This is a genomic window from Novosphingobium guangzhouense (genome assembly GCF_002896965.1).
Taxonomy (GTDB): Bacteria; Pseudomonadota; Alphaproteobacteria; order Sphingomonadales; family Sphingomonadaceae; genus Novosphingobium; species Novosphingobium guangzhouense.
In genome coordinates, this window is the sequence record NZ_LYMM01000001.1 from 229,586 (window position 1) to 251,382 (window position 21,797).

Below are 21,797 nucleotides of genomic sequence, written 5' to 3' on the forward strand. Positions count from 1 at the left end.
ATGTTATGTACTAACTGGTACACACGTTGAGCGGTGCTGTCACCGCCCGATTTCCTGTCGCTTCATGGTAACCCGACGCCGGCCGCAAGTGCATTGGTCAAAGGGTCCCATCGATAAAAATATCAAGGAGAAGCCGCATGTCCGGCTCGATAGCAAGGGGCGATCTGCCAAGCCGCATATGGCTGGCGGTGCTCGGCATAGTGATCCTGGCCGCAGGGCTGTTCTTCGTCATCGGCGGCGCGCGACTCGTGACGCTGGGGGGCAGTTCCTATTTCCTGCTGGCCGGTATCGGGCTTGCCGTTTCCGGTGCGCTCATCGCGTGCCGCCGCCCGAATGGGGGCCTGCTGTTCGCCGTCGTCTTCATCGCAACGATCCTGTGGTCCTTATGGGAAGTGGGCCTTGCGTTCTGGCCGCTGATCTCGCGCCTGCTTGCGCTGGGCGTGGGCATGACGGTGGTGGCCCTCTCGCTCCCGTTGATGCGCCGCGCGCAGGGACTGGCTCCCTCCTGGCGCCCTGCCATCGGCGCTGCCGCCGTTGTGGGCCTGGCCTGTGCGGCGGCTTTGACCGCGATGTTCTTTCCGCATCCGACCGTTCCTTTCACCGGCGCACAAGCCGCGCTGAACCCGGTCGATGCCACGCATGAGCAGCGCAACTGGGAGGCTTACGGCAACACCGGCGGTGGCGACCGTTTCGTTGCGCTTGACCAGATCACCCGTGACAATGTGAAGAACCTTCAGGTCGCATGGACCTATCGCACCGGCGACGTGGCGGTCAGCGACGGCAATGGCGCCGAGGATCAGGACACGCCCCTGCAGGTTGGGGACACGGTCTACATCTGCACCCCGCACAACAACGTCATCGCGCTCGACGCGGATACCGGCAGGGAGAAATGGAAGGCCGAGGTCAACGCCCATGCCTCTGTGTGGATGCGCTGTCGCGGCCTTGCCTATTTCGACGCCGGGGCGCCCCTGAAGCAGCCCAGCCTGCCGGGCTCGACGCCGGTGACGGCGGTGACGGTGCCCCAAGGCGCACCCTGCCAGCGCCGCATCCTGATGAACACCATCGACGGCAAGCTGATGGCCTTCGACGCGCAGACCGGCAAGGTCTGCACCGGCTTCGGCACCAATGGCCGGGTCGACCTTCTTGCCGGGCTGGGCAATGCGCCTGACCCGCAGTACCAGCTGACCGCCGCCCCCACACTTGCGGGGACGACGATCGTGATCGGCGGCCGGGTGGCGGACAATGTCCAGACAGACATGCCCGGCGGCGTCATTCGCGGCTTCGACGTGATCACCGGAAAGCTGCGCTGGGCATTCGATCCGGGTAATCCGGCCATCACCGGGATGCCGCCCAAGGGCCAGACTTATGCCCGTTCGACCCCGAACGTGTGGTCTGCAATGTCGTATGACGCAGCATCGAACACGGTGTTCATGCCGGTAGGCAGCGCCTCGGTCGATCTGTACGGGGTGACCCGCAGCCGCCTTGATCACAAGTACGGCGCTTCCGTTCTTGCGCTCGACGCGACGAGCGGCAAGGAAAAGTGGCACTTCCAGACAGTCCACAACGACTTGTGGGATTTCGACCTGCCGATGCAGCCCAGCCTTGTGGATTTCCCGGTCAAGGGACGGGGCAAGGTTCCGGCGGTGATCATCGGCACCAAGGCCGGACAGCTTTACGTCCTTGACCGCCAGACCGGCAAGCCGCTTACCAAGGTGGTCGAAACCCCGGTCAAGGCCGCCGACATTCCGAACGAGCCCTATTCGCTGACTCAGCCCCGATCGGTCGGCATGCCCCAGATCGGCGCGCAGACGCTGACCGAGGCGGACATGTGGGGCGCCACTCCATTCGACCAGCTGATGTGCCGCATCGCCTTCAAGGGTATGCGCTATGAAGGTCTTTATACCGCGCCGGGCACCGACAAGGCGTTGCAGTTCCCCGGATCGCTGGGCGGGATGAACTGGGGCGGCCTCTCGATCGATCCCACCTCCAACACGGTGTTCGCCAACGACATGCGCCTTGGCCTGTGGGTCCAGATGTTCCCGCAGACGAAGGCGCAGCAGGGCAAGGCGGGCGCGGCGGGCGAAGCGACCAACACCGGCATGGGCTCTGTTCCCATGAAGGGCACGCCCTATTCGGTGACCAAGGACCGATTCCTTTCGGCGCTGGGCATCCCGTGCCAGGCCCCGCCGTTCGGCACCCTGACCGCGATCGACATGAACACCCGCAAGGTGAAGTGGCAGGTTCCGGTCGGCACCGTCGAGGACACCGGCCCGATGGGCATCCGCATGGGCCTGCCGATCCCCATCGGGATGCCGACACTGGGCGGCACGCTTGCCACACAGGGCGGCCTTGTCTTCATCGCCGGAACCCAGGACTTCTACCTGAGGGCGTTCGATGCCGGCAATGGCAAGGAGCTTTGGAAAGGCCGTCTGCCGGTTGGCAGTCAGGGCGGACCGATGAGCTACAAGTCCCCGAAGACCGGCAAGCAATATGTCGTCATCACTGCGGGCGGTGCGCGCCAGTCGCCCGACCGGGGCGATTACGTCATCGCTTACAAGCTGCCGTGACCTTGATGGGGGGCAGGCAGGAAGCCTCCCCCCGTCATTCCCCGCATTTTCAGACGAGACCCGAGCCTGCGCGCAATGGCGCAGCGATCCCTTGCGCATGGGTTCGGGAACAGGAGGGGCCATGGGCCACCGCATCCCATCTTTTGCAGCACTGGCGACAGGCTGCGCATTGACGCTTTCCGTTTCCGCGCAAGCGGAGGAGGCCGCAGATGCATCTACCGCCGCGCAGGATCATCCCACTGCCACGCAGGCCGCATCGACCGCGAGGCCGCCGCAGGCTCCGCACCCCCGCGAAACGCTGACGGGTGACTGGGGCGGTCTTCGCACCAGCCTCAAGGATGCAGGCGTCGCCGTCAGGGCGGATTACGTGTCCGAGACGTTTTCCGCCGTCGACGGCGGAGAGCGGCGGGGCACGGCCTATGTCCAGCAGCTTCGCGCGGGGATCGACCTTGACATGGACAGGATTGCGGGGGTCGAAGGCGGCGCCATCCATGTCACGCTCAACGACCGGCGCGGTATAGGCATCTCGTCCGATTTCGTCGGCAACCGCCTGCCCATACAGGAGGCCGCAGGCGGCTATTACACGCGCCTCAGCGAATTGAGCTGGGAGCAGAACTTCGACGGCGGCCGGCTGAACATGCGCGCGGGCTTCTTTGCCATGGGCAATGACCTTGGCGGCCTGTCGATCGGGTGCAACCTTGTCAACGCAGCGTTCTGCGCCCATCCGTTATCGGAAAGCGGCAGCACCGGATGGTACAACTACCCCAACGCCCGCTGGGGGCTGGCAGTGCGCTACAAGCTGCGGCCCGATCTGATCGTGCGCACCGGCGTCTACCAGACAAACCCCGACCTTGGTTTGGAAAAGAACGCCTTCAGGCCCTTCGCGGGCAAGACCACGGGCGTCGTGCTGCCGCTGGAACTGGAATACGATCCGGGCACGGCGCCCGGCAGCCACGTACTTCCCGGCCATTACAAGCTGGGCTTCTACTATGACACGGCCAATGCCGCGCGGCAGGGCGCCGCAGGGCAGGTAAGCGGGCGTTTCGGCGGCTATGTTCTGGGCGACCAGATGATCCTGCGTGACAGGGGAGGCAACAAAAAGCGCGGCCTTTCCATCTTCGGGCACTTCACTGCCAACCCGGAACAATCGGCGCAGATCACCCGCTGGTATGCGGGCGGCCTTCTGAAGCTGGGAACCTTCAAGGGCCGTGACGACGATACCATCGCGCTGGGCATCATCCATGCGCAGGTCAACGAACGCCTGAGGGCGCTTCATGCCGAACTGCCGGATCTGACCGAGGGCTACACCGCCCTGCCCGAAGGCGAGACAGCGATCGAACTGAGCTATGGCATCCAGGTCAACCGCTGGCTCAATATCCGGCCGGACATACAGTACATCGTCGATCCCGGTGCCTTCACATATACCGACACGCACGATGCGCTGGCGTTGGGTGTTCAGGTGAAGATGCAGATCTGACGAACGGGCAGAAGGACATGAGCTGAAAAAACATGGGCCATTGCGCCCATGTCCCCAAAGAGGCCATAGGCGCGCCCATGCAGGATGACGGCTTCACCGAACGCAACAGGCGAGAGATCATCGCCATCGCCACCACGCACTTTGCCGACAAAGGCTTCGCCGGAGCCCGCGTGGACGAAATCGCAGCCGCCACCGCCACGTCCAAGCGGATGATCTATTACCACTTCGGCAGCAAGGAAGCGCTCTATCGGGCGGTTCTTACCGAAGCCTATCGCGGCATCCGCTCTGCCGAACTCGACGCGGGGCTGGAAGACATGCCTGCGCTCGACGCTCTGGCCCGGCTGACCGCGCTGACCTTCGATTACCACTTCGAACATCCCGAACTGGTGCGACTGGTGATGGACGAAAACATGCGGCACGCCCCCCACGTGGGCGACGTGGTCGAAGCGCAAAACGAAATGGTGCTGCCCAGCACGCGCGCCCTGATCGACAGGGGGGTGGCCGAAGGAACGTTCCGCACCGGCCTGGACCCGGTGGACCTGCATATGACGATCAGCGCGCTGGCGTTCTACTTCGTGTCCAACCGCTACACTTTCGCGAACGTGTTCAAGGTCGATACGACCAGCCCCGCCGCCGCCGCCAGGCGCCGCGAACAGGTGGTGGCGACGGTACTCGCTTATTGCCGGGCGGGATAGCGCGCCGCCCAAAGCAGCCCGCCACGCACATGTTCCAGCACGACCGGATCGTGCCATGCCGCCTCGGTATGCCCAAGCGAGGTGTAGAATACGCGTCCGCCTTCAAATTCGCGCGCCCATGAGACCGGATGATGATCCGAGCCCTCCTCCCCGATCGATCGCGCCGACAGGGTAACGAGCGGCCGGATATCGGCGGCCATGTCGGTGAACCAGTACCATTCATCGACATGGCGGAAGCGGCGCGGCATTCCTTTCAACGCCACGTGCCTGCCTTTGGTCCGCGCCAGTTCGCCTTCCGGCGTCCCGGCGGGGTGACGTGCAAAGCGCGCGCCGATCATGCTGCCATACCACGGCCAGCCGTAATGCGAATCCGCAGCGCCATGAATGCCAAGCACGCCGCCTCCGCCCCTCACGAAAGCCTGCAGCACATCGCGGCGCGGGCCGACCAGCCATTCGGTCGACACGTCCTTGCGCCGCGTTGTCGTGCTTACGAAAGCAATCAGTCGAACGGTGTCAAGCGGCCGGTCAAACCGCGAAGGGTCCGCGACCTGCTCCGGCTCCAGCCCCGCCTGCCGCGCCATCTCGGCAATCGCCTGTGCAGCCGGCTCGATCGATGCGTGCCGGTATCCGGTGGTGTGCGTCACGATAAGGACGGTCCTGCGACCGCCCTTATCCAGAGCCACGCCGGGCGAGGCCCACCATGACACGCTCCAGAAGGTCAACGCAGCCACGGCAAAGGTGGCAAGACGCGTCAGGGCTTTGGCCATCGGATTATCGCGCACGGTATTCCAGTGCCGCCGGGCGGCGGTCGGGCCTGCGCTCGACTACCAGCAGGGGCCGCATCGGCGCGATCGTGTCCGCCAGCGCCCTGGCCATGATGGCGGCAACGTAATCCGCGCCTTCCTCGCCCAGATGGGTGTTGTCATAAGACAAGCGCGGGGTCGCCGTTGGCTGTACGTTCACTTCCGTCTGAGCCCGCGCAGGCGCGTCCTTCGCCGGGGCGGTGCTGCGCGGCAACTGGGCAAATCGCTCTGACTGCTTGGGACCAAGTTCAACCGCAGCCGCCGCGCTAAGCGCATTCAGGTCGATCAAGGCAGCCCCGGTCGCCTTCGCAACCTGTCGCACAGCCTGAGCCCAGGGCTCAAGGTCATTGACCAGACGACCGTTCTCGAACACCCGGCGCACCAGCGGCGTAACAAGGATCGGCGTCGCCCCCACCGCACGTGTATCATCAACATAACGACGGATATAACCCGGAAACTCCTGCGCCAGTTCAGTGGAGCGCGAATTCCCCGGCTGGTCGTTATGCCCGAACTGGATCAGAACCCAGACGTTGCGATAACCCGGCACTTGAGCTTCCTTGAGCGCAAGGTGCCAGGACTTCTCCTGCATATATGTACGCGAACTGCGCCCCCCCCGCGCCAGATCGACGCAGGCCGCGAACGACGTCACGTGATAAGCGCAAAAGCTTGGCCCCCAACCGCCGATCACCGCCGTAGTGGAATCGCCCACAAGGATGATCTTGGACGGCTCGATGGCTTTGGGAAATTCACGCGACACCGGAGGTTTGACCGGCTTTGCGTAGGCAAAGGGCGCTCCGGCTGCCAGTGCGGCCATCAGCGCCGATTTGAAGATGAGGTTCATGAACGTCTCTCGCATTCAGGCAATATTTTCAGAAAGTCAGGCGTGCGCCGACAAAGATCTGGCGACCGGTGGCCATATACGTGGTGGGCATCGGGTCGTCGGCATAGGCAAAGCGCTCGCTCTTCTGGTCTGTCAGGTTAAGCGCGTCGATGGTGATGCTGGCGTAATCGGTCAGCTTGACTTGCGCCGACATATCGAAATTCGTGGTCGATTTGCTGCCCACGAAATCATTGATCAGCGGGGAGTCGCAATAGCCCGGCTCGCAGCTGCCGGATGAGACCGGGTAGGTCGTGTAGTACCCACTGCGATGTGCCACCGAACCGCGGATGCTCCACGACGGAGCTTCGTAGAAGAGCGTGAAGTTGACCGAATCCGGCGAAGCGCCAAGGAACGGCCCCTTGGACACAATACGCGGCCTACCGGGATTTGTGCCCGAAGCGGGTGCACCGGGGTCAAGAATGTAGCTCAGGCTCGTCTTGATATGCGTATAGTTTGCCTGGATACCGAAGTATTTGAGGAAGCCCGGCAGGAAGGTGAAGTTCTGCTGATAGGAGACCTCGATCCCGTTGATGTATCCGCCAGGCGCATCACGGTACTGGCGGATATTGAACACGTTGTCCGCATCGATATAGGCAACAGCGTCCGGGTTGACCTGCGATACGCGCAACTGCTCGATGATATCCGACGTGAGAATGTCGGACAAGCGCCCTTCCGCAACTACCGTTTGCGGGAAGCTGGACAAGTCCTTGCGGAACAGCGCAACCGCCAGCAGTCCACCTTGCCCGAAATACCACTCTGCCGAGAAGTCCATGTTGGTCGCCCGAAATGGCTGCAACTTCGTATTGCCCAACGTGATCGATCCGCCCGTCACCGCACCTGGCGTCGTCGGGACGGAGAACGAAGTGACGCTTGGCGCCATGTTGCTCAGGATCGGGCGCGCCATGACTTTCGCCGCGGAGAAGCGCAGAAGCAGCGAACTGCTCGGCTCGAACACGAGGTTCATGGACGGGAGCCAGTCGTCATAGGAATTGTCGTTCGAAACCGGACGCGACGTGTTGGTCAAGCCGTCCGCCACCACCTTGGTGTGCGCAAAACGCATGCCAGCATCACCGCGCAGGACGCCGCCGAACAGGTCACGCGTGAATTCGACTATCATGTAGCCGCCAGTGTCGGTTTCCTTCACCCCGAACTGATTGGCTGCGTTATTGAGGTAGGTTATCCGCCAGTCACCCCACTTGTTGATGCAGTTGCAGGTAAAATCGTAGACCCGCTTGAATGCCTCAAGATCCGGCGAGAGGTATTGCGTGGTCGTGCCCTCAGGTGCCTTGATGCCTTCTCCCCAGGTCGTCAGGCGGGTCATTTCTTCTGTTGTCACGCCCGCTTCAAGGAAACTTGGGTTGAGTGAGTCAGAAATGGTACGCTGCATCTGGCTATTGGAGAACGTGTAGACGCGCCGCGTGAAACCGCCCTTGATCGTAAAATCCTTGGCTGCCTTCCACGTCAGATCGAAACGCCCGCCATCATAGGTATTCTTGATGATGCGGCGGAAATGACGGATCGAGGAGTGACCCTTGATGTACTCCCAGTTATCCGGATTGGCCGCGTCGAAACCGACATTGAGCACCGGCATGCCGCCGCCACCCCGGTTATCGTAGATGAAGTAGTCGTCAGGGGATGTTCCCTGCCCAGCATCCAGATGCTCTATTTCCGCAAGAAGACCGGTGCTGTCGTTGTACGATTCCGAACGGCCATATAGCGCCGAAATCGCCAGCTTGTCGGAAAATTCATGCTCCAGTAGCAGCGAACCCTGCTTGAATGTTGTCGTGTAACTGTTCTCGTCCGTGACGGAGGATACGTCGACATTGCCGAGCTTCAGGTAGTCGGCGCTTCCGCCCGGAGTCAGCGCGGCGTCATATACACGCACCGCCGGCTTGCCGATAAAGGCAACGCGCCGGGCGATGCCTGCTTCATCGGGAATGTAGCCCGGCGACGACGGACTGTTGTAATAGTCGTAGGGATCCCAGTTGTGCGGATTGAACGTCATCCCGCTGATCGCGCCGGCCACCGGCGTATTGCCATAAAGCGACTGTCCACAATCGATCGGCGCCAGAACCTCTGTGCCTGCTCGGGCATCACAGCGATTGTAGAACCCGCGCTTCACCGTGGTCGATGTATCGGCCGACGCAGTGTAAAGGCCCGCGTTGAGATCGCCGCGCACCAGCCCGAACGGGGTCAACTGATAGTTTGTCGTCTGGTTCTTGAGCTTCGAGTAAAGCCCATCGAGGCTGATCGTAGTACGCGACGAAGGCCGCCATTGTAACGACCCGGTGAGACCTAAGCGCTCCTGCCTGATCTCACGCGACTGGATCGTGGGAAGCGCCGGAAAGCGCACGATCGAACCCGGCGTGGTCGTCACACCGTCCACCACGGTTGATCCCATCGGACTGTTCACCAGATTATAGGCATCCGGGTTCGATCCCGTCAGCGCCGAACAGACTGCCGCATTAGTGATCGGCGTTCCCGGAACGATCTGGTCGCAAGGCGTTCCCGCCGGAGCCGCAAAGCCTTGCCGGTTCTGGCCGTTGAGCAGCGGGCTGCTGGTCGGAAAAGTCGCGCCGCGATAGACGTAGTCGGCGGAACCTGGGGACTGCAGATAGCCGTCCGCGCTCTGCCGCCGTTTGTTGTAGGCGCCCGAAACGAGGATCCCAAACTCACCGACACCGGTGTCAAACTTGCGCGAAATAAGACCCGCGATACGGGGATTATGGGTTCCGCCGTTCTCATAATAGCCGTCCTGCACCGACAGCGCGAAGCGGTTCTTACCGTAGTTCAGAGGACGGCCGGATGTGAGATCGACGGTGGCGCCCAGCGAGCCTTCATCCACATCGGCAGAGGCCGACTTGCGAACCGCGATCTGGCTGAACAGTTCCGAAGCGAAAGTGTTGAAATCAAACCCTCGCGATCGATTCCCCGTCGATTGTGCCTGGCTGTCCCCGGCGGTAGAGAGTGCTTCCAGACCGTTCAGCCGTACACGGGTGAAGTCGCCTCCTAGGCCGCGCACGGTGATCTGGCGTCCTTCGCCGTTCTCTCGGTCAATCGTGATGCCGGGCAAACGCTGGATTGACTCTGCCAGGTTGGCATCAGGGAAGTCGGCGATGTCTTCTGCGTTGATCACGTCGATCGCCGCGTTGGAGTTGCGCTTGACATTGAGCGCACTTGCCAGGCTTTCTCGATAGCCGGTTACAACGATGGCCTCCGCCTCGACATCACCGATGACCTGGGTATCCTGTGCAGTTCCGCCGTCCTGCGCAATCGCCGTGGCCGAAAACGGGCCCGCCATGCCCAGCGTGGTCGCGCACAGAAGTACCGTTCGCAAATTCCTGCTCATTCAATCATCCCCGTTGTTATACTTCGTTGAAACGTCATGCCCCGGCGTCCCCGTTCACACAGAGGGGCGCCAATCCGAAAACATCCGCTCGCGCGAGAATGCAGCCGCCTCGGCTGCATTGAGCAGGCGACTACGACGGTCCACTTCCCGATGGGCGGTGCCGAACGGCGCCGGTGCACCGGGTCCGGTGTTGCCGAACTCCATAAACCGCGCATCTTCGGGTTCGAACCAGGCCTGTTTGCCGGCCGCGTCGGTGTACCACATGCGTGTCCACCCGCTGGCGGCAACGTGCGGCCCCATCCAACATCGCAGGTAAGCGGCCATTCCAACCGTCTTAACCCGCACACCGTCACGCATCGTAGACGTCCCCCAGGGTCGTCCGAGAAAGACGCTGCCGTCCGGCACCCCGGTCTCTGCCGTCAACGCACAGCCGTCGAACACCAACCCCGCTGCCTGATCGAATACGGTATTGGGCGCTGCTACATAGCCTTCTAAGGGATCGATACGCGGCAGGGAGCGAATTTCACAACGCTCGAAGCGTGCCGCTGCTCCTCCGAAAATGAAATCGTAGCTGCCGGTGATCAGGCATGCATGGAACAACGCCCTGCCTTCTGCGCAGTAGAGCGTGTCCTGATGACTTGTAATCTCACAATCCGAAACGACGACCCGATCTGCACCTCGTCCGATCGAAAGGGCTAACGCCTGCTGGCTCCCGCCTTCATCCGAGCGCATTCCACCCGTACGACGCATTTCCGCCGGAGCGTCGAACGTGTTGGCAATCGTCAGGCCGCGGAGCCGCACATCGGGCGCGGTCACGCTAACGCACCAGGTCCTGAAAGTGCCATAAGGCTTGCCGTCAGGTGCAGTCCAACCGGCCGCTGCGTCAAAGAACACTACCGAACGTCCGGGGCCGCGCCCGTGGATCTCCACATTGGGCCGCTCGATACGAAACTGCCCGCGGAAACGCCCTTCACCAAGCCAGATCCGCCAAGGCTGCGTTGCCCGAACCCGGGCAGCGGCATCGATCGCATCTTGAAGTGTGGCGAAATTCTTCTCGGCAACCCCAGGCGGAGCAGCCCCGACTGCGGCGTCATAAATCGGCCGGTTTGCTAAAAGCGGTAACGTGATCGCTCCGCCCAATCCTTTTATAATCGTCCGCCGTGGCAACGCCACGTCGGTCAGGCATCGATGTTCGAACGAAACCTTTCTCATGTCGCACCCCAGATCGAGGGCGCAGAGGACCACTACCGGGAGCCAGTCAACCCACCGATAGCCTTTCGGAAATCCAAAGCAGACCTATGACGCCGCCACTGCCGCCAGCAGTGCGACGCAATATTCGGTCATTTCTTCAGGATGCCGATTCCACGCACTCTCTTCCCATTTGTTACCGCTATCATATTCAGACATTCATGCTTTGCAATAGAAGTCTTGAAAAGTGGCAATCAAAAATATCGGAAGGTGCACCGGACGGCGGGCAGACGGGCGGAAGTCAGAACTTCCGCCCATCGTAAAGCATCACTTATGCGTTGGCCATTTCACCAACAGTGCCCAGCAAGGCTGCGATTTCGTCAGCATCGCCAAGAGCTACACCGATGCGCTGGTGCAGGCCGGTGGGCTTGGCGTCCATAATACGCGTTTCACCGTCAATCGCGGTGCCGCCGGCCTGCTCAATGAGGAAGCTCATCGGGTTGGCTTCATAGAGCAGGCGCAATCGGGCCTTGCCGGGCTTGCGGTGATCGGCAGGGTAGAGGAAAACGCCGCCGCGCTTGAGGATGCGGTGGATGTCCGCCACCATCGAGCCGGTCCAGCGCATATTATATTCACCGGCCAGCGGGCCTTCTTCGCAGCCAACGCGGGCGTCAATGTAGCGGCGGATCGCAGGCGACCATTGCGCGCGGCGGGCCATGTTGATGGCGACTTCCTTGTTGCCAGATACGATCTGCAGCGGGCCGTCGGTCATGCGCCAGGCGCCCATTTCACGGTCGAGCGTGAATTCGTAGACGCCCGTGCCCAGCGTCAGGACCAGCAGGGTCTGCGGACCGTAGATCGCGTAGCCCGAGGCGACCTGTTCGCTGCCGGGCTGGAGGAAATCTTCCTCCGTGACTTCGCGCCCGGCCGAATTTTCAGGCGCGCGCAGGACGGAAAAGATCGTGCCCACCGAAAGGTCGACATCGACGTTGCTGGACCCGTCGATCGGATCGAACAGCAGCAGGTATTCACCCTTAGGGTAGCGGTTCGGGATACGATGGATGGTTTCCATCTCTTCCGACGCCATGGCGGCAAGGTGGCCGCCCCATTCATTCGCGTCGAGCAGGATTTCGTTGGCTATGACGTCCAGCTTCTTCTGCACTTCTCCCTGCACGTTCTCGGAACCGAGAGTACCCAGCACATCGCCCAGAGCGCCCTTGGAAATCGCGAAAGTGACCGACTTGCAGGCCCGCGCGACCGTTTCGATCAGCAGGCGCAGTTCGGAAGGACAGGCGCTGTCTTCGCGCCGCTGCTGTTCGATTAGGAAGCGGGTCAGTGTGATCGGTTGCATCTTGGCCTTTCGCGATGGCGCTGCGCCGGGACGGCGTATCTGAAGGTGCATGAAGATCGGCAGGGATGCGCCGTCACGCCTCCCCCTTTCTTCGCGACGAACAGACCATGCGCGAAACTTGCCCAAAACGCTACTTCATCCGCACCCGGTCGCAATCCGCAGTGACGCATGTCATGACCGCTCCATCGCGAGGATAGCGTTGTCGCGGCTGGATTTCCGCGATTTGCAGACCAGAAGACGACCGGAGCAAGGCATCGTCACGCGCGAAGATTTATTCGCAGCCGCCGCGCTTTTGCATCCGCCCATTCCGGCAGGCGCCCATTCCGGCAGGCGCCCGCGAATCACGCAGACAGCCTACCGCCCGGGAAGCGGCATTCAGCGGGCGCTGGCCAGCTGGACGTGCGAGGGCGTGGAAACTGCGGCCGTGCGCGCTTCGATGCGCGTGCGGATTTCGGCCATCACTTCGGCGCGGCAATCCTGCGCCTTGCGCTCGGCAGCAAGATGAACGCCAGCCATCCGCTGTCCGCAGACCGAACGTGCGGCGTCATCCATGCGGATCGCAAGGCGGCGCTGCCCGTCAGTGCTGGCAAGGTCGAGGCCCTTGATATCCAGCGTCACCTGATCGCGCGCAAAAGGATTTTCGCCGGTTGCTGCCGTGGCGGAGCCTGTTGCAGCGACAAGGCAGGCGGGGGCGCAGGCGACCAGCGCCATAAGGCCAATCTTCATCATCATCTCCTGAACATATGTCGAGGACCACTCTAACGGCGGCCACATACGTCATAGCGTTCAGCAGAGGAACTGACAATCAGCGGCTGCTGACCACCAGCGAGGCGAGTTCGGTGATATGGCCGAGCAGACCGATCGGCAGGTCGGCCTGCAGCGTGTCTGCCAAACCGCCGTCTCGATCCTGCACCGTAACCGCAATGGTCCGCGCTATCGGAGCGGACCAGGCGCGCACGGTGGGCAGCGGCAGGACGACCTTCCAGGCCTTGCGCCCTTCTACCGTAACCGGGTGGCCATTTAGCAGGACCAGCGCGGCAGGGTCGGAACGATGGCCGGACACTTGCAGGCAACTGCCCGCATCACATGAGACAAGCCGGGTCGCCGGACCTGAAGTCGCGCTGGCAGATGAGGCACCGCCCAGAAAAACGCCTAATCCCAAAGAGATCAAGGCTGTTTTGCCCCACTTTCCCGTGTGTGAGGCGTTTACGGGCATCAGGCGTTGTGATCGGTGCGCGAGGCGGGCACTGAGCCGATGGCCTGAGCGCGGGCAGCGATCCCGTCCCGCAGCAGCCTGAACATGGAGGCCGCCACGCCCGGACGGCGGATTTCCGCGGTTCCGTGCCGAAATTTGGTGCTTTCAACCATTAGCTGCGTCCACCTTTTCCCAGGGAAACGAGATTGGCGCGCTGCAATCGCTCACGGCAGTCACAAATTCGCAATGGAAGGCATAGATTCAATCTATGCCCGAGGGATCGCGCGTATCCGGCGGAAGACCTCATCGATGAAAAGCTGGGTCGCCGTATTGCGCTCCGGCTCCGAGCGGGCCAGCAGGAAGATTTCGTAGGATGGTTCGAAATCCGCATGGAGCAGCGGCCAGAGCTGCCCCCGCTCGATTTCCGATCGCACCGCAGGCACCGACAGGAAACCGATGCCCACCCCGCAAACGATCAGCCGCCGCGCCTCGTTGATATCCTGCGCCACCCCCGTCACCCGCGCGCCAAGGCCGTAGCGACGGCGCAGATGGGTGACGATCTCTATCTCGTCGGCAGCCCCGGTCAGCACGAAAGCCTCGTCCTTCAACTCGCGCGGCTGGCTGATACGATAGCCGAACAGCGGGTGGCTGCGCCCGCAGTAAAGCTGCTGGCGTTCGACGAACAGCGGCTCGTAGACCAGTCCACCGCGCACCCCGCTGTCATAGCCGATCCCCAGTTCCACTTCCCCGCGGTCCAGCGCATCGAGCACTTCGCGCCAAGTGGACACGCGGATTTCAATCTGGATATCGGGATGGCGACGGTGGAAGCTGGTGATCGCCTCGTCGAATTCGGACGAGACGATCGCGGAGACGATCTGTATGCGCACCACGCCCTCGACCCGGCGAACGGCCTGCGCGATCTGGTGCGGCACAAGGCGCGCCGTTTCCAGCATGTCCTCGCACAATGCCATCATCGCCTTGCCCGCCGCCGTCATCTCCACCCCGTGTGCCGAGCGGGTCAGCAGCGTTGCACCGACATGATCCTCCAACCGTTTGAGCGCGGCGGAGATGCTGGGCTGCTGCTTGTTGAGTTCGCGCGCCGCCGCACCGATACCCCCGGCCCGCACGATATCCACGAACGTGCGCATGAGGTTCCAGTCCACCCGGCTGGCGAATTTGCGGTCTGTCAGCGGGGTATCGTCGCTCATGAAAACAGAGGTAGCCGGTCCGGATCAGCGGTCATAGATGGAATTTATGGAGGCCCAGCATTCAGGTGGCACCTAACGGCACCTAAAGGGTACACAACCGCACCCAAGTGCTACTTCACCGCCAGCACCGCCTTCGGCCACCAGGTCAAGGTGTGCTCATCGTGCGCAGAGGTCCAGATGCCTTTGGGCGTCCAGCGCAGTGCCCCACTGCCCGCAGCCTGGCCCATCCGGGCATTGACCGTCATCGTCGCCGGATCGATCACTGCAAAAACCTGATCGTCGGTAGTGCGCAGCCAGACCTTGCCGCCGCCGGTATCGACATCGCCCCACTTGAGGTTGTCGCCAACCTTAATGCGACCGGCCAGCGCGTTGGTGGCGGGATCGATGCGCGCAAGCGTACCGTCGCCCTGCTCCTGTACCCACACGCCGTTCTCGCCCGCAGCCAGGAAGCCGGGCTCCTTGCCGAGCGGGATCGAGGCCGTGACCGTGTTGGTGGTGGGGTCGATGCGCTGGAGCGATTGCTTCGTGGAGCTTACCGCCCAGATGGCGCCGAAGCCAGACGTCAGATACCACGTGCCCGCGTCCACCGGGACGGAGGCCGCGACGGCGTTGGTCGCAGGGTCGATACGGGCAACAAGGCCCCCGCGATCTTCTGCGCCGTTGTCGCTGGCGACCCAGACCGAGCCCGCCCCGGCCACCACGTTGAGTTCGCCGCTGGACGCGATGCCGGTGGCGATGGTGGCAACGATCTTCGCGGTCTTCACGTCGATCCGCTTAACCGCCTTCTCCTCGCAATCGGCCACCCAGAGCGAGCCTGCCGCGATCGCCATCGCGCCGCAAGGGTGCGCCATCGCCACTTCGGCCAGCTTGCGTTTCCGCGACCACTGCTCGACCCGGCCCTTGTTGGTGGCCCAGACGGTCTTGCCGTCCACCGCAAGGAAATCGGCGAATCCGGGAACCTGGATCACCTCTGGCTGCGCTGAAGCTGCCTTCGCGTGCACAAGGGCGGGAAACGCCGCCGTGGCAGCCAGAAGCATCAGACCGAACTTGCGCATGGATTTCCCCCTTCGATGGCCCCGTGATGGTGCGGATCAGGCCTTGCTGGCGATGTAGGCGCGCCAACCGCCCAGATCGGTGATGTCTTCCGCCCCGGCCAGCGCGCGCGGTTCGGAGACGAAGCCCTTGACCGTGGTGCCGTCCGCCAGCGTGACGTTGCCGATGGCCAGCGGCGCGGGCACGTCCACGGTGAAGCTGCCGAATTCGGCCACGCCCAGCTCGTACACTTCCACCTTGATCGCCGCGCCGTCCTCATCATGGACCAACGCAGGCTTGGGTGGCACGCTATCGGCGATGGCATAGAGCTTGTACGTGGGCGCAGTTTCGAATGCGCCGACGAACTCTGCCTCTCGGCTGGTCAGTTGCCAGTGCAGAGGCATGTCCTTAAGGTGAGCGCCGACGACGGCAAGCTTAACGGTCTGCATCTTTCCCTCCAGGTCGAGTGGCGGCGGCGCGGGAAGGTCCGCGCCCGCAAGGTAGGCGTCGGCCACGTCCAGTAGGGCGCGGTCGGTGTCGGCCGGGCCGATCAGGGTGATCCCGAAGCCCGTGGCATTGGCGCGAACGCCTGCGGGCACGGCAAGCGCAGCCATGTCCAGCAGGTTCACGAAATTGGTGTAGAACCCAAGGTTGCTGTTGAGTGCGATCGGCGCTGCCAGCATCTCGGCCACGCGATATGTGGTGCCGGTGGTGGGGAAGGCCATCATGTCGATATCCTGCCACAACAGGTCGGCGTGACGTTTGAGCGCGGCCATGCGGTAGATGCCGTTGAACAGGTCTACCGCGCTCATGTCCTTGCCGGGTTCCACCACGGCGCGCACGGTGGGATCGACCGCCAGCGGGTTGGAGGCCAGGATGCCCTCCATCGCGGCCGTGCGTTCCGCCACCCAGGGGCCGCCGTAAAGCAGCTGCGCAGCCTCCTGCAGCGGGGCAAGGTCGATCTCAACGATCTCGCCAAGGGTGGCGAGCTTTTCCAGTGCCTTGTCGTAGAGGTACTCCGCCTCCACATCGCCGAAGAACACCCGCTGTTCGCGGCGCGGCACGCCGATGCGCTTCACGGCAAGTGGCCGGTCGGCCAGAACCTTGGAATAGGGATCGGCAACGTCGAACGCGGCGGCCACGCTGTCCACCAGCCGGGCATCGGCGGTATCGTCGGTGAACACGGTGATGCAGTCTATGGTGCGGCAGGCGGGGACAAGCCCGCGCGTAGACCAGCGACCTTTGGTGGGTTTGAAGCCGATCAGGTGGTTGAAGGCGGCAGGCACACGGCCCGATCCCGCCGTGTCAGTGCCCAGCGCAAAAGCCACCAGCCCCGCCGCCACCGCGACCGAGGAGCCCGAACTCGACCCACCGCTGACATAGTTCAGGTTCGATGCATTGCGCGGGATGCCGTAGGGGCTGCGCGATCCGTTGAGGCCGGTGGCGAACTGATCGAGGTTGGCCTTGCCCACGCAGACGGCACCCGCCGCAAGCAGCCGCTCGATCACGCCCGCGTCGCCCTCCGGCTCGTAGGCGAAGGCGGGGCATCCCGCCGTCGTCTCGAAGCCGACGACGTCGATATTGTCCTTCACCGCGAAGGGGACGCCCGCCAGCGGCAGATCTTCTCCGCCCGCGACGCGTGCATCCACGGCGGCGGCAGCATCGAGCAGTTCGCTCAGGGTAGCGCGGCTGATCCAGACTTGCGGCTGGATGGTGTTGTAAGCCTCGATCCGCGCGAAGGTATCCTCGGCGATGGCGACGGCGGTGGTCTGGCCGGACCGCACGGCGGCGGCGATGCGGGTAGCGCTCAAACGGGTCATGCGTGTTTCCTAAGGGCAAGCATCGGGGCGCCGGGCTGGAGCGACTGGCCTTCGCGCATATAGAGCGCCGAGACCGTGCCGCTGCCGGGGCTTTCCACCGCGCATTCCATCTTCATCGCTTCAAGCACCGCGATACGGTCCCCCGCCGCTACGGTATCGCCCGGCTGCACCAGCAGGCGGGTGACGCTGCCGCCATACGGCGCTTCGACCAGATCGGAGCCCTCGGGCAGCACGATCGCCTCTTCGGCGGGCAGGTCGGAATCGGCAAGATCGGCGGCATGGTCGAACTCGCCAAGGCGTTCCCACTCGGCGCGTTCGGCGTCGAAAGCGGCCTTGCGGCGCTGCTCGAATTCGGCAATCCCGACCGCGTTCTCGGCGAGATAGGCGCGGTAGTCGGCCAGACGAAACTCGCTCGGCTCGATCTTCAGCGCGCGGCGGCCGGCGGGGAATTCGCGCCTCCAGTCGGCCAGTTCCTCCGCGCTGACGGGGTAGAAGCGGATCTGGTCGAAGAAGCGCAACAACCAGGGCTTGCCCTCAGTGAAGGCTTCGGTCTGGCGATAGGTGTTCCACACCTGCACGGTGCGCCCGAACAACTGGTAGCCGCCCGGCCCCTCCATCCCGTAGATGCACATATAGGCGCCGCCGATGCCCACCACGTTGGGCGGCGTCCAGGTGCGCGCGGGGTTGTACTTGGTGGTGACAAGGCGGTGGCGTGGGTCCACCGGGGTCGCCACGGGTGCGCCGAGGTAGACGTCGCCCAGCCCCATGACGAGGTAGTTGGCCTCGAAAATCAGGTTCTCGACCGCCGCCTGATCGGGCAGACCATTTATGCGGCGGATGAATTCGATGTTGTCGGGGCACCAGGGCGCATCGTCACGCACGGTGGCCATGTACTTCTCGATCGTCTCCACGATCGCGGGATCGCGCCAGCTGAGCGGCAGGTGGACGACGCGCGAGGGGATCGCGAAATCCTCAAGATCGCCAAGCTGCTCCTCTGCGGCGATCAGCATGGCTAGCGCGGCCTTCTGATCCATCGCCGCCCCGTCGAAGTGCAGCTGCAGCGAACGGATACCTGGCACGATATCGACGATACCGGGTGCGCCAAGACGTTCCAGCTCGGTCATCAGCGCATGAACGCGGATGCGCAGTTCAATGTCGAGCACGATCGGACCGTACTCGACAAGGATGTTGCGGTCGCCCTGCTGGCGATAGACCGTGCGCGGACGGCCCGGACCTTCGGCAATTTCGGCGAGGATCGGCGTCAGCGTTTCCACGGCGCGCGCGGGGGTTACCGCCGGCACCGCGCCGGTCGTCACGAAGGCGCGCTGGGCGGCATCGGCGGCTGCGGCATCCTCGATGGTGACGGGGGCAAAGCGCAATTTATCGCCGGGAGCAAGCTGGCCGATCTTCCAGCGGTCCGCCGCGATCACCACGAAGGGGCACACGAACCCGCCGAGCGAAGGTCCATCGAGGCCGAGGATGATCGGCATGTCACCGGTGAAGTCCACCGCGCCGATGGCGTAGGGATTGTCGTGGATGTTCGACGGGTGCAGCCCCGCCTCGCCGCCATCGGTACGCGCCCACCGCGGCTTTGGGCCGATCAGGCGAACGCCGGTACGGTTGGAGTTGTAGTGGATCTTCCACTCGGCATTGATGACCATCTCCACGTCCTCGGGCGTGAAGAAGTCCGGCGCGCCGTGCGGGCCGTACAGGACGCGCAGGGTCCATTCGTTGCCGATGTCGGGCAGCGTCACGGCGGGCAGCGCGGCGTCGGTGGGCTCCGAGCCGAGGTGGATCGTGTCGCCCGCAAGCAGACGGCGCGCGGCGTGGCCGCCGAACTGACCCAGCTCGAACGTCGCGCGGCTGTCGAGGTAGGGGGCAATGTCGAGCCCGCCCGCGAACAGGATATAGCCCCGGAAGCCGCCCGAGGAGGCGCGGCCCATCGCCAGCGTCTGGCCTGCAGCGATGTCGATGGGAAGGCCGCGCTCTACCGGCACGCCGTCCAGCGTCGCGCCGAAGTCCGCGCCCATCAGGCAGATGCATACATCAGAAACGAAAGACAGTGTCGGGCCGGTGACGGTAGCCTCAAGCCCCGCCGTGCCTTCGGGATTGCCGAGCAGCCGGTTGCCTAGGCGGAACGACTGGTCATCCATCGGTCCCGAAGGCGGAACGCCCACGGCCCACAAGTGCTGGCGGCCGGGCCAGTCCTGCACAGTCGTGGCGGTGCCGCCGCTGACGACGCGAAAGGCACGCGGGGCGAACGTGATGCCGTCAAGCACTTTGGTGGAGACTTCACCGCTGGTGAAGGCGCCACTGCGCACGACGTCGCGCAGCCAGCGCACGTTCGTCTCGATCCCGTCGACGCGGGTGGCATCGATCGCGCGTCGAGCGGCTTCCACGGCCTCCTCGCGCGAGGGCGCGTGGACGATCAGCTTCGCCAGCATCGGATCATACCACGCACTGACGGTGCTGCCCGCCGAGCACCATGTCTCTACTCGGATATCCGCGGGAAACTCCAGCGCGGTCAGCGTGCCGGAGGTCGGGCGGTAGTCCAGCGAGGGATCTTCCGCATAAAGGCGCATCTGGACCGAATGGCCCTTCATCGTCGGCGCGGGAGCGTCGAGGAAGGCGAAATCACCCGCCGCGCCCCTGATCATCCATTCGACAAGATCGATGCCCATCACCATTTCGGTGACGCCGTGCTCCACCTGCAGGCGGGTGTTCATTTCAAGGAAGAAGAACTCGGCGCGGTCGGCGTCGTAGAGGAATTCCACGGTGCCGGCAGAACGGTACTTCGCAGCCTCGCCCAGTCGCACGGCTGCGGCGTAGAGCGCGGTGCGCACCGCGTCCGGCAGCAACGGTGCGGGGGCTTCCTCGACCACTTTCTGGTTACGGCGCTGAAGCGAACAGTCGCGCTCGCCAAGGGGCATGACGCGGCCCTCGCCGTCGCCGAAAAGCTGCACTTCGATATGTCGCGCGCGGCCGATGTAGCGTTCGAGGAAGACCCCGGCGTCGCCGAAATTGCTCTGCCCCTGCCGCTTCACTGCGGCGAAACCATCGCGCAGCTGCGCCTCGTCGCTGCAGACGCGCATGCCGATGCCGCCGCCGCCCGCCGTAGCCTTGAGCATCACCGGATAGCCGATCGACGCGGCGGCGGCGACCGCCGCTTCCTCGTCAGTCAGCAGGTCGGTGCCGGGCGCCAGCGGCACATCATGCGCGGCGGCGAGCGCGCGGGCGCTGTGCTTGAGGCCGAAGGTGCGGATGTTGTCCGTGGTCGGGCCAACGAAGACGATGCCCTCAGCCGCGCAAGCCTCTGCAAAATCAACGTTCTCGGCCAGAAAGCCGTAGCCGGGGTGGATAGCCCCTGCCCCGGTCTTTTTCGCTGCTGCGATGATCGCCGGGATGTTGAGATAGCTTTCGGACGCCTTGGCACCGCCGATGAACACGGCCTCATCAGCTTCGGATACGTGGTTGGAGTTCTCGTCCGCCTCGGAATAGACCGCGACGGACTTCAGCCCCATGTCGCGCAGCGTGCGGATGATGCGGGTGGCGATCGCGCCCCGGTTCGCGATCAGGACGGTGTCGAAGCTCATGCGGTGACGATCATCCGGACTGGAGTGGGGTTGAAGCCGTTGCAGGGGTTGTTGACCTGCGGGCAGTTGGACACGACCACGATCACGTCCATTTCCGCCCGCAGGTCCACAGTCAGGCCCGGCGCGGAAATGCCGTCGACGATGCCCAGCGACCCGTCCGGCTCCACCGGCACGTTCATGAAGAAGTTGATGTTGGACACGATATCCCGCTTGCCGCGCCCTTCGAGGAGATTGGCCTCAAGGAAATTCTCGACGCAGGCATGTTCGGACTTCGTATGATGACCGTAGCGCAAGGTATTGGATTCACACGAGCATGCGCCGCCCATCGTGTCGTGATAATCGACCGAAGTGGCGGCGATGGTCATCAGCGCATTGCCCTCGTTCGATAGCAGTTTCGTGCCTTCGCGCAGGAACAGGTTGCCCTGCGATGCGACGGTATCCTGCGCGGAATAGCGTTCTGCATCGTCGGCGGCGGAATAGAGCAGGAAGTCGACGGCCTGATTGCCTTCGAGGTCGACGATGCGCAGTGTCTGCCCGGCCTTGACGTGATGGAGCCAGGGCGCGCGGGCAGGGACGACGATATCGTGGATGACAGTACCGGTGAGGCCGGACATGTGGGGATCGGTGCTCATGATCGCG

General features: G+C 63.5%; 16 protein-coding genes. 3 read left to right on the forward strand and 13 right to left on the reverse strand.

Going from position 1 to position 21,797, the window contains the following annotated elements; translation table 11 throughout:
* Nucleotides 1–137: 137 nt before the first annotated feature.
* From A8V01_RS00880 to A8V01_RS00890, 3 genes are all read left to right on the forward strand, one after another.
* On the forward strand, nucleotides 138–2,567 hold the full coding sequence (locus A8V01_RS00880) for a glucose/quinate/shikimate family membrane-bound PQQ-dependent dehydrogenase (protein ID WP_103094064.1): 2,430 nt from the start codon (nucleotides 138–140) through the stop codon (nucleotides 2,565–2,567).
* A 121-nt stretch (nucleotides 2,568–2,688) separates the two neighbouring features.
* Nucleotides 2,689–4,044, forward strand: a complete 1,356-nt coding sequence (locus A8V01_RS00885) for a carbohydrate porin (protein WP_103094065.1) — start codon at nucleotides 2,689–2,691, stop codon at nucleotides 4,042–4,044.
* Nucleotides 4,045–4,121: 77 nt separating this feature from the next.
* Nucleotides 4,122–4,739, forward strand: coding sequence for a TetR/AcrR family transcriptional regulator (locus A8V01_RS00890; RefSeq protein WP_103094066.1), 618 nt, complete (start codon nucleotides 4,122–4,124; stop codon nucleotides 4,737–4,739).
* Here the strand turns inward: A8V01_RS00890 and A8V01_RS00895 are convergent.
* The 13 genes from A8V01_RS00895 to A8V01_RS00950 all read right to left on the reverse strand — a co-directional run bounded on the left by A8V01_RS00895 (nucleotide 4,721) and on the right by A8V01_RS00950 (nucleotide 21,790).
* Nucleotides 4,721–5,506, reverse strand: coding sequence for a ThuA domain-containing protein (locus tag A8V01_RS00895; RefSeq protein ID WP_103094067.1), 786 nt, complete (start codon nucleotides 5,504–5,506; stop codon nucleotides 4,721–4,723). The two genes, A8V01_RS00890 and A8V01_RS00895, sit on opposite strands and share 19 nt — an antisense overlap.
* 4 nt (nucleotides 5,507–5,510) lie before the next feature.
* Entirely contained in the window at nucleotides 5,511–6,383 is an 873-nt protein-coding gene (locus A8V01_RS00900; protein WP_211294922.1) for a rhamnogalacturonan acetylesterase, read from the reverse strand.
* A gap of 28 nt (nucleotides 6,384–6,411) precedes the next feature.
* On the reverse strand, nucleotides 6,412–9,771 hold the full coding sequence (locus A8V01_RS00905) for a TonB-dependent receptor domain-containing protein (protein ID WP_170065789.1): 3,360 nt from the start codon (nucleotides 9,769–9,771) through the stop codon (nucleotides 6,412–6,414).
* Between the two features lie 54 nt (nucleotides 9,772–9,825).
* Complete coding sequence (locus tag A8V01_RS00910; RefSeq protein WP_146037151.1) at nucleotides 9,826–10,983, reverse strand: pectinesterase family protein; 1,158 nt, start codon at nucleotides 10,981–10,983, stop codon at nucleotides 9,826–9,828.
* Between the two features lie 307 nt (nucleotides 10,984–11,290).
* A complete protein-coding gene (locus A8V01_RS00915; protein ID WP_103094185.1) occupies nucleotides 11,291–12,310 on the reverse strand; it encodes a class 1 fructose-bisphosphatase in 1,020 nt (339 codons plus the stop codon).
* A gap of 375 nt (nucleotides 12,311–12,685) precedes the next feature.
* Nucleotides 12,686–13,036, reverse strand: a complete 351-nt coding sequence (locus A8V01_RS00920; RefSeq protein ID WP_211294923.1) for a UrcA family protein — start codon at nucleotides 13,034–13,036, stop codon at nucleotides 12,686–12,688.
* A gap of 79 nt (nucleotides 13,037–13,115) precedes the next feature.
* Entirely contained in the window at nucleotides 13,116–13,373 is a 258-nt protein-coding gene (locus tag A8V01_RS29075; RefSeq protein WP_245892192.1) for a hypothetical protein, read from the reverse strand.
* A 152-nt stretch (nucleotides 13,374–13,525) separates the two neighbouring features.
* Nucleotides 13,526–13,678, reverse strand: coding sequence for a hypothetical protein (locus A8V01_RS28430; RefSeq protein WP_170065791.1), 153 nt, complete (start codon nucleotides 13,676–13,678; stop codon nucleotides 13,526–13,528).
* 93 nt (nucleotides 13,679–13,771) lie between these two features.
* Nucleotides 13,772–14,713, reverse strand: a complete 942-nt coding sequence (locus A8V01_RS00930) for a LysR family transcriptional regulator (RefSeq protein ID WP_103094071.1) — start codon at nucleotides 14,711–14,713, stop codon at nucleotides 13,772–13,774.
* 110 nt (nucleotides 14,714–14,823) lie between these two features.
* Nucleotides 14,824–15,768 carry a Vgb family protein gene (locus A8V01_RS00935; RefSeq protein ID WP_103094072.1) on the reverse strand — a complete coding sequence of 315 codons (945 nt, stop codon included), beginning with the start codon at nucleotides 15,766–15,768 and terminating at the stop codon, nucleotides 14,824–14,826.
* Between the two features lie 36 nt (nucleotides 15,769–15,804).
* A complete protein-coding gene (gene atzF / locus A8V01_RS00940) occupies nucleotides 15,805–17,565 on the reverse strand; it encodes an allophanate hydrolase (protein WP_103094073.1) in 1,761 nt (586 codons plus the stop codon).
* Nucleotides 17,562–21,158 (reverse strand): urea carboxylase, encoded by a 3,597-nt coding sequence (gene uca, locus A8V01_RS00945; RefSeq protein ID WP_103094074.1) that lies wholly within the window; start codon nucleotides 21,156–21,158, stop codon nucleotides 17,562–17,564. Before uca ends, atzF begins: the two co-directional genes overlap by 4 nt.
* The gene (locus tag A8V01_RS00950) at nucleotides 21,155–21,790 is read right to left on the reverse strand and encodes an urea amidolyase associated protein UAAP2 (RefSeq protein WP_103094075.1); all 636 of its coding nucleotides are present in this window, start codon (nucleotides 21,788–21,790) and stop codon (nucleotides 21,155–21,157) included. The genes uca and A8V01_RS00950 overlap by 4 nt, the downstream gene beginning before the upstream one ends.
* Nucleotides 21,791–21,797 lie beyond the last annotated feature (7 nt).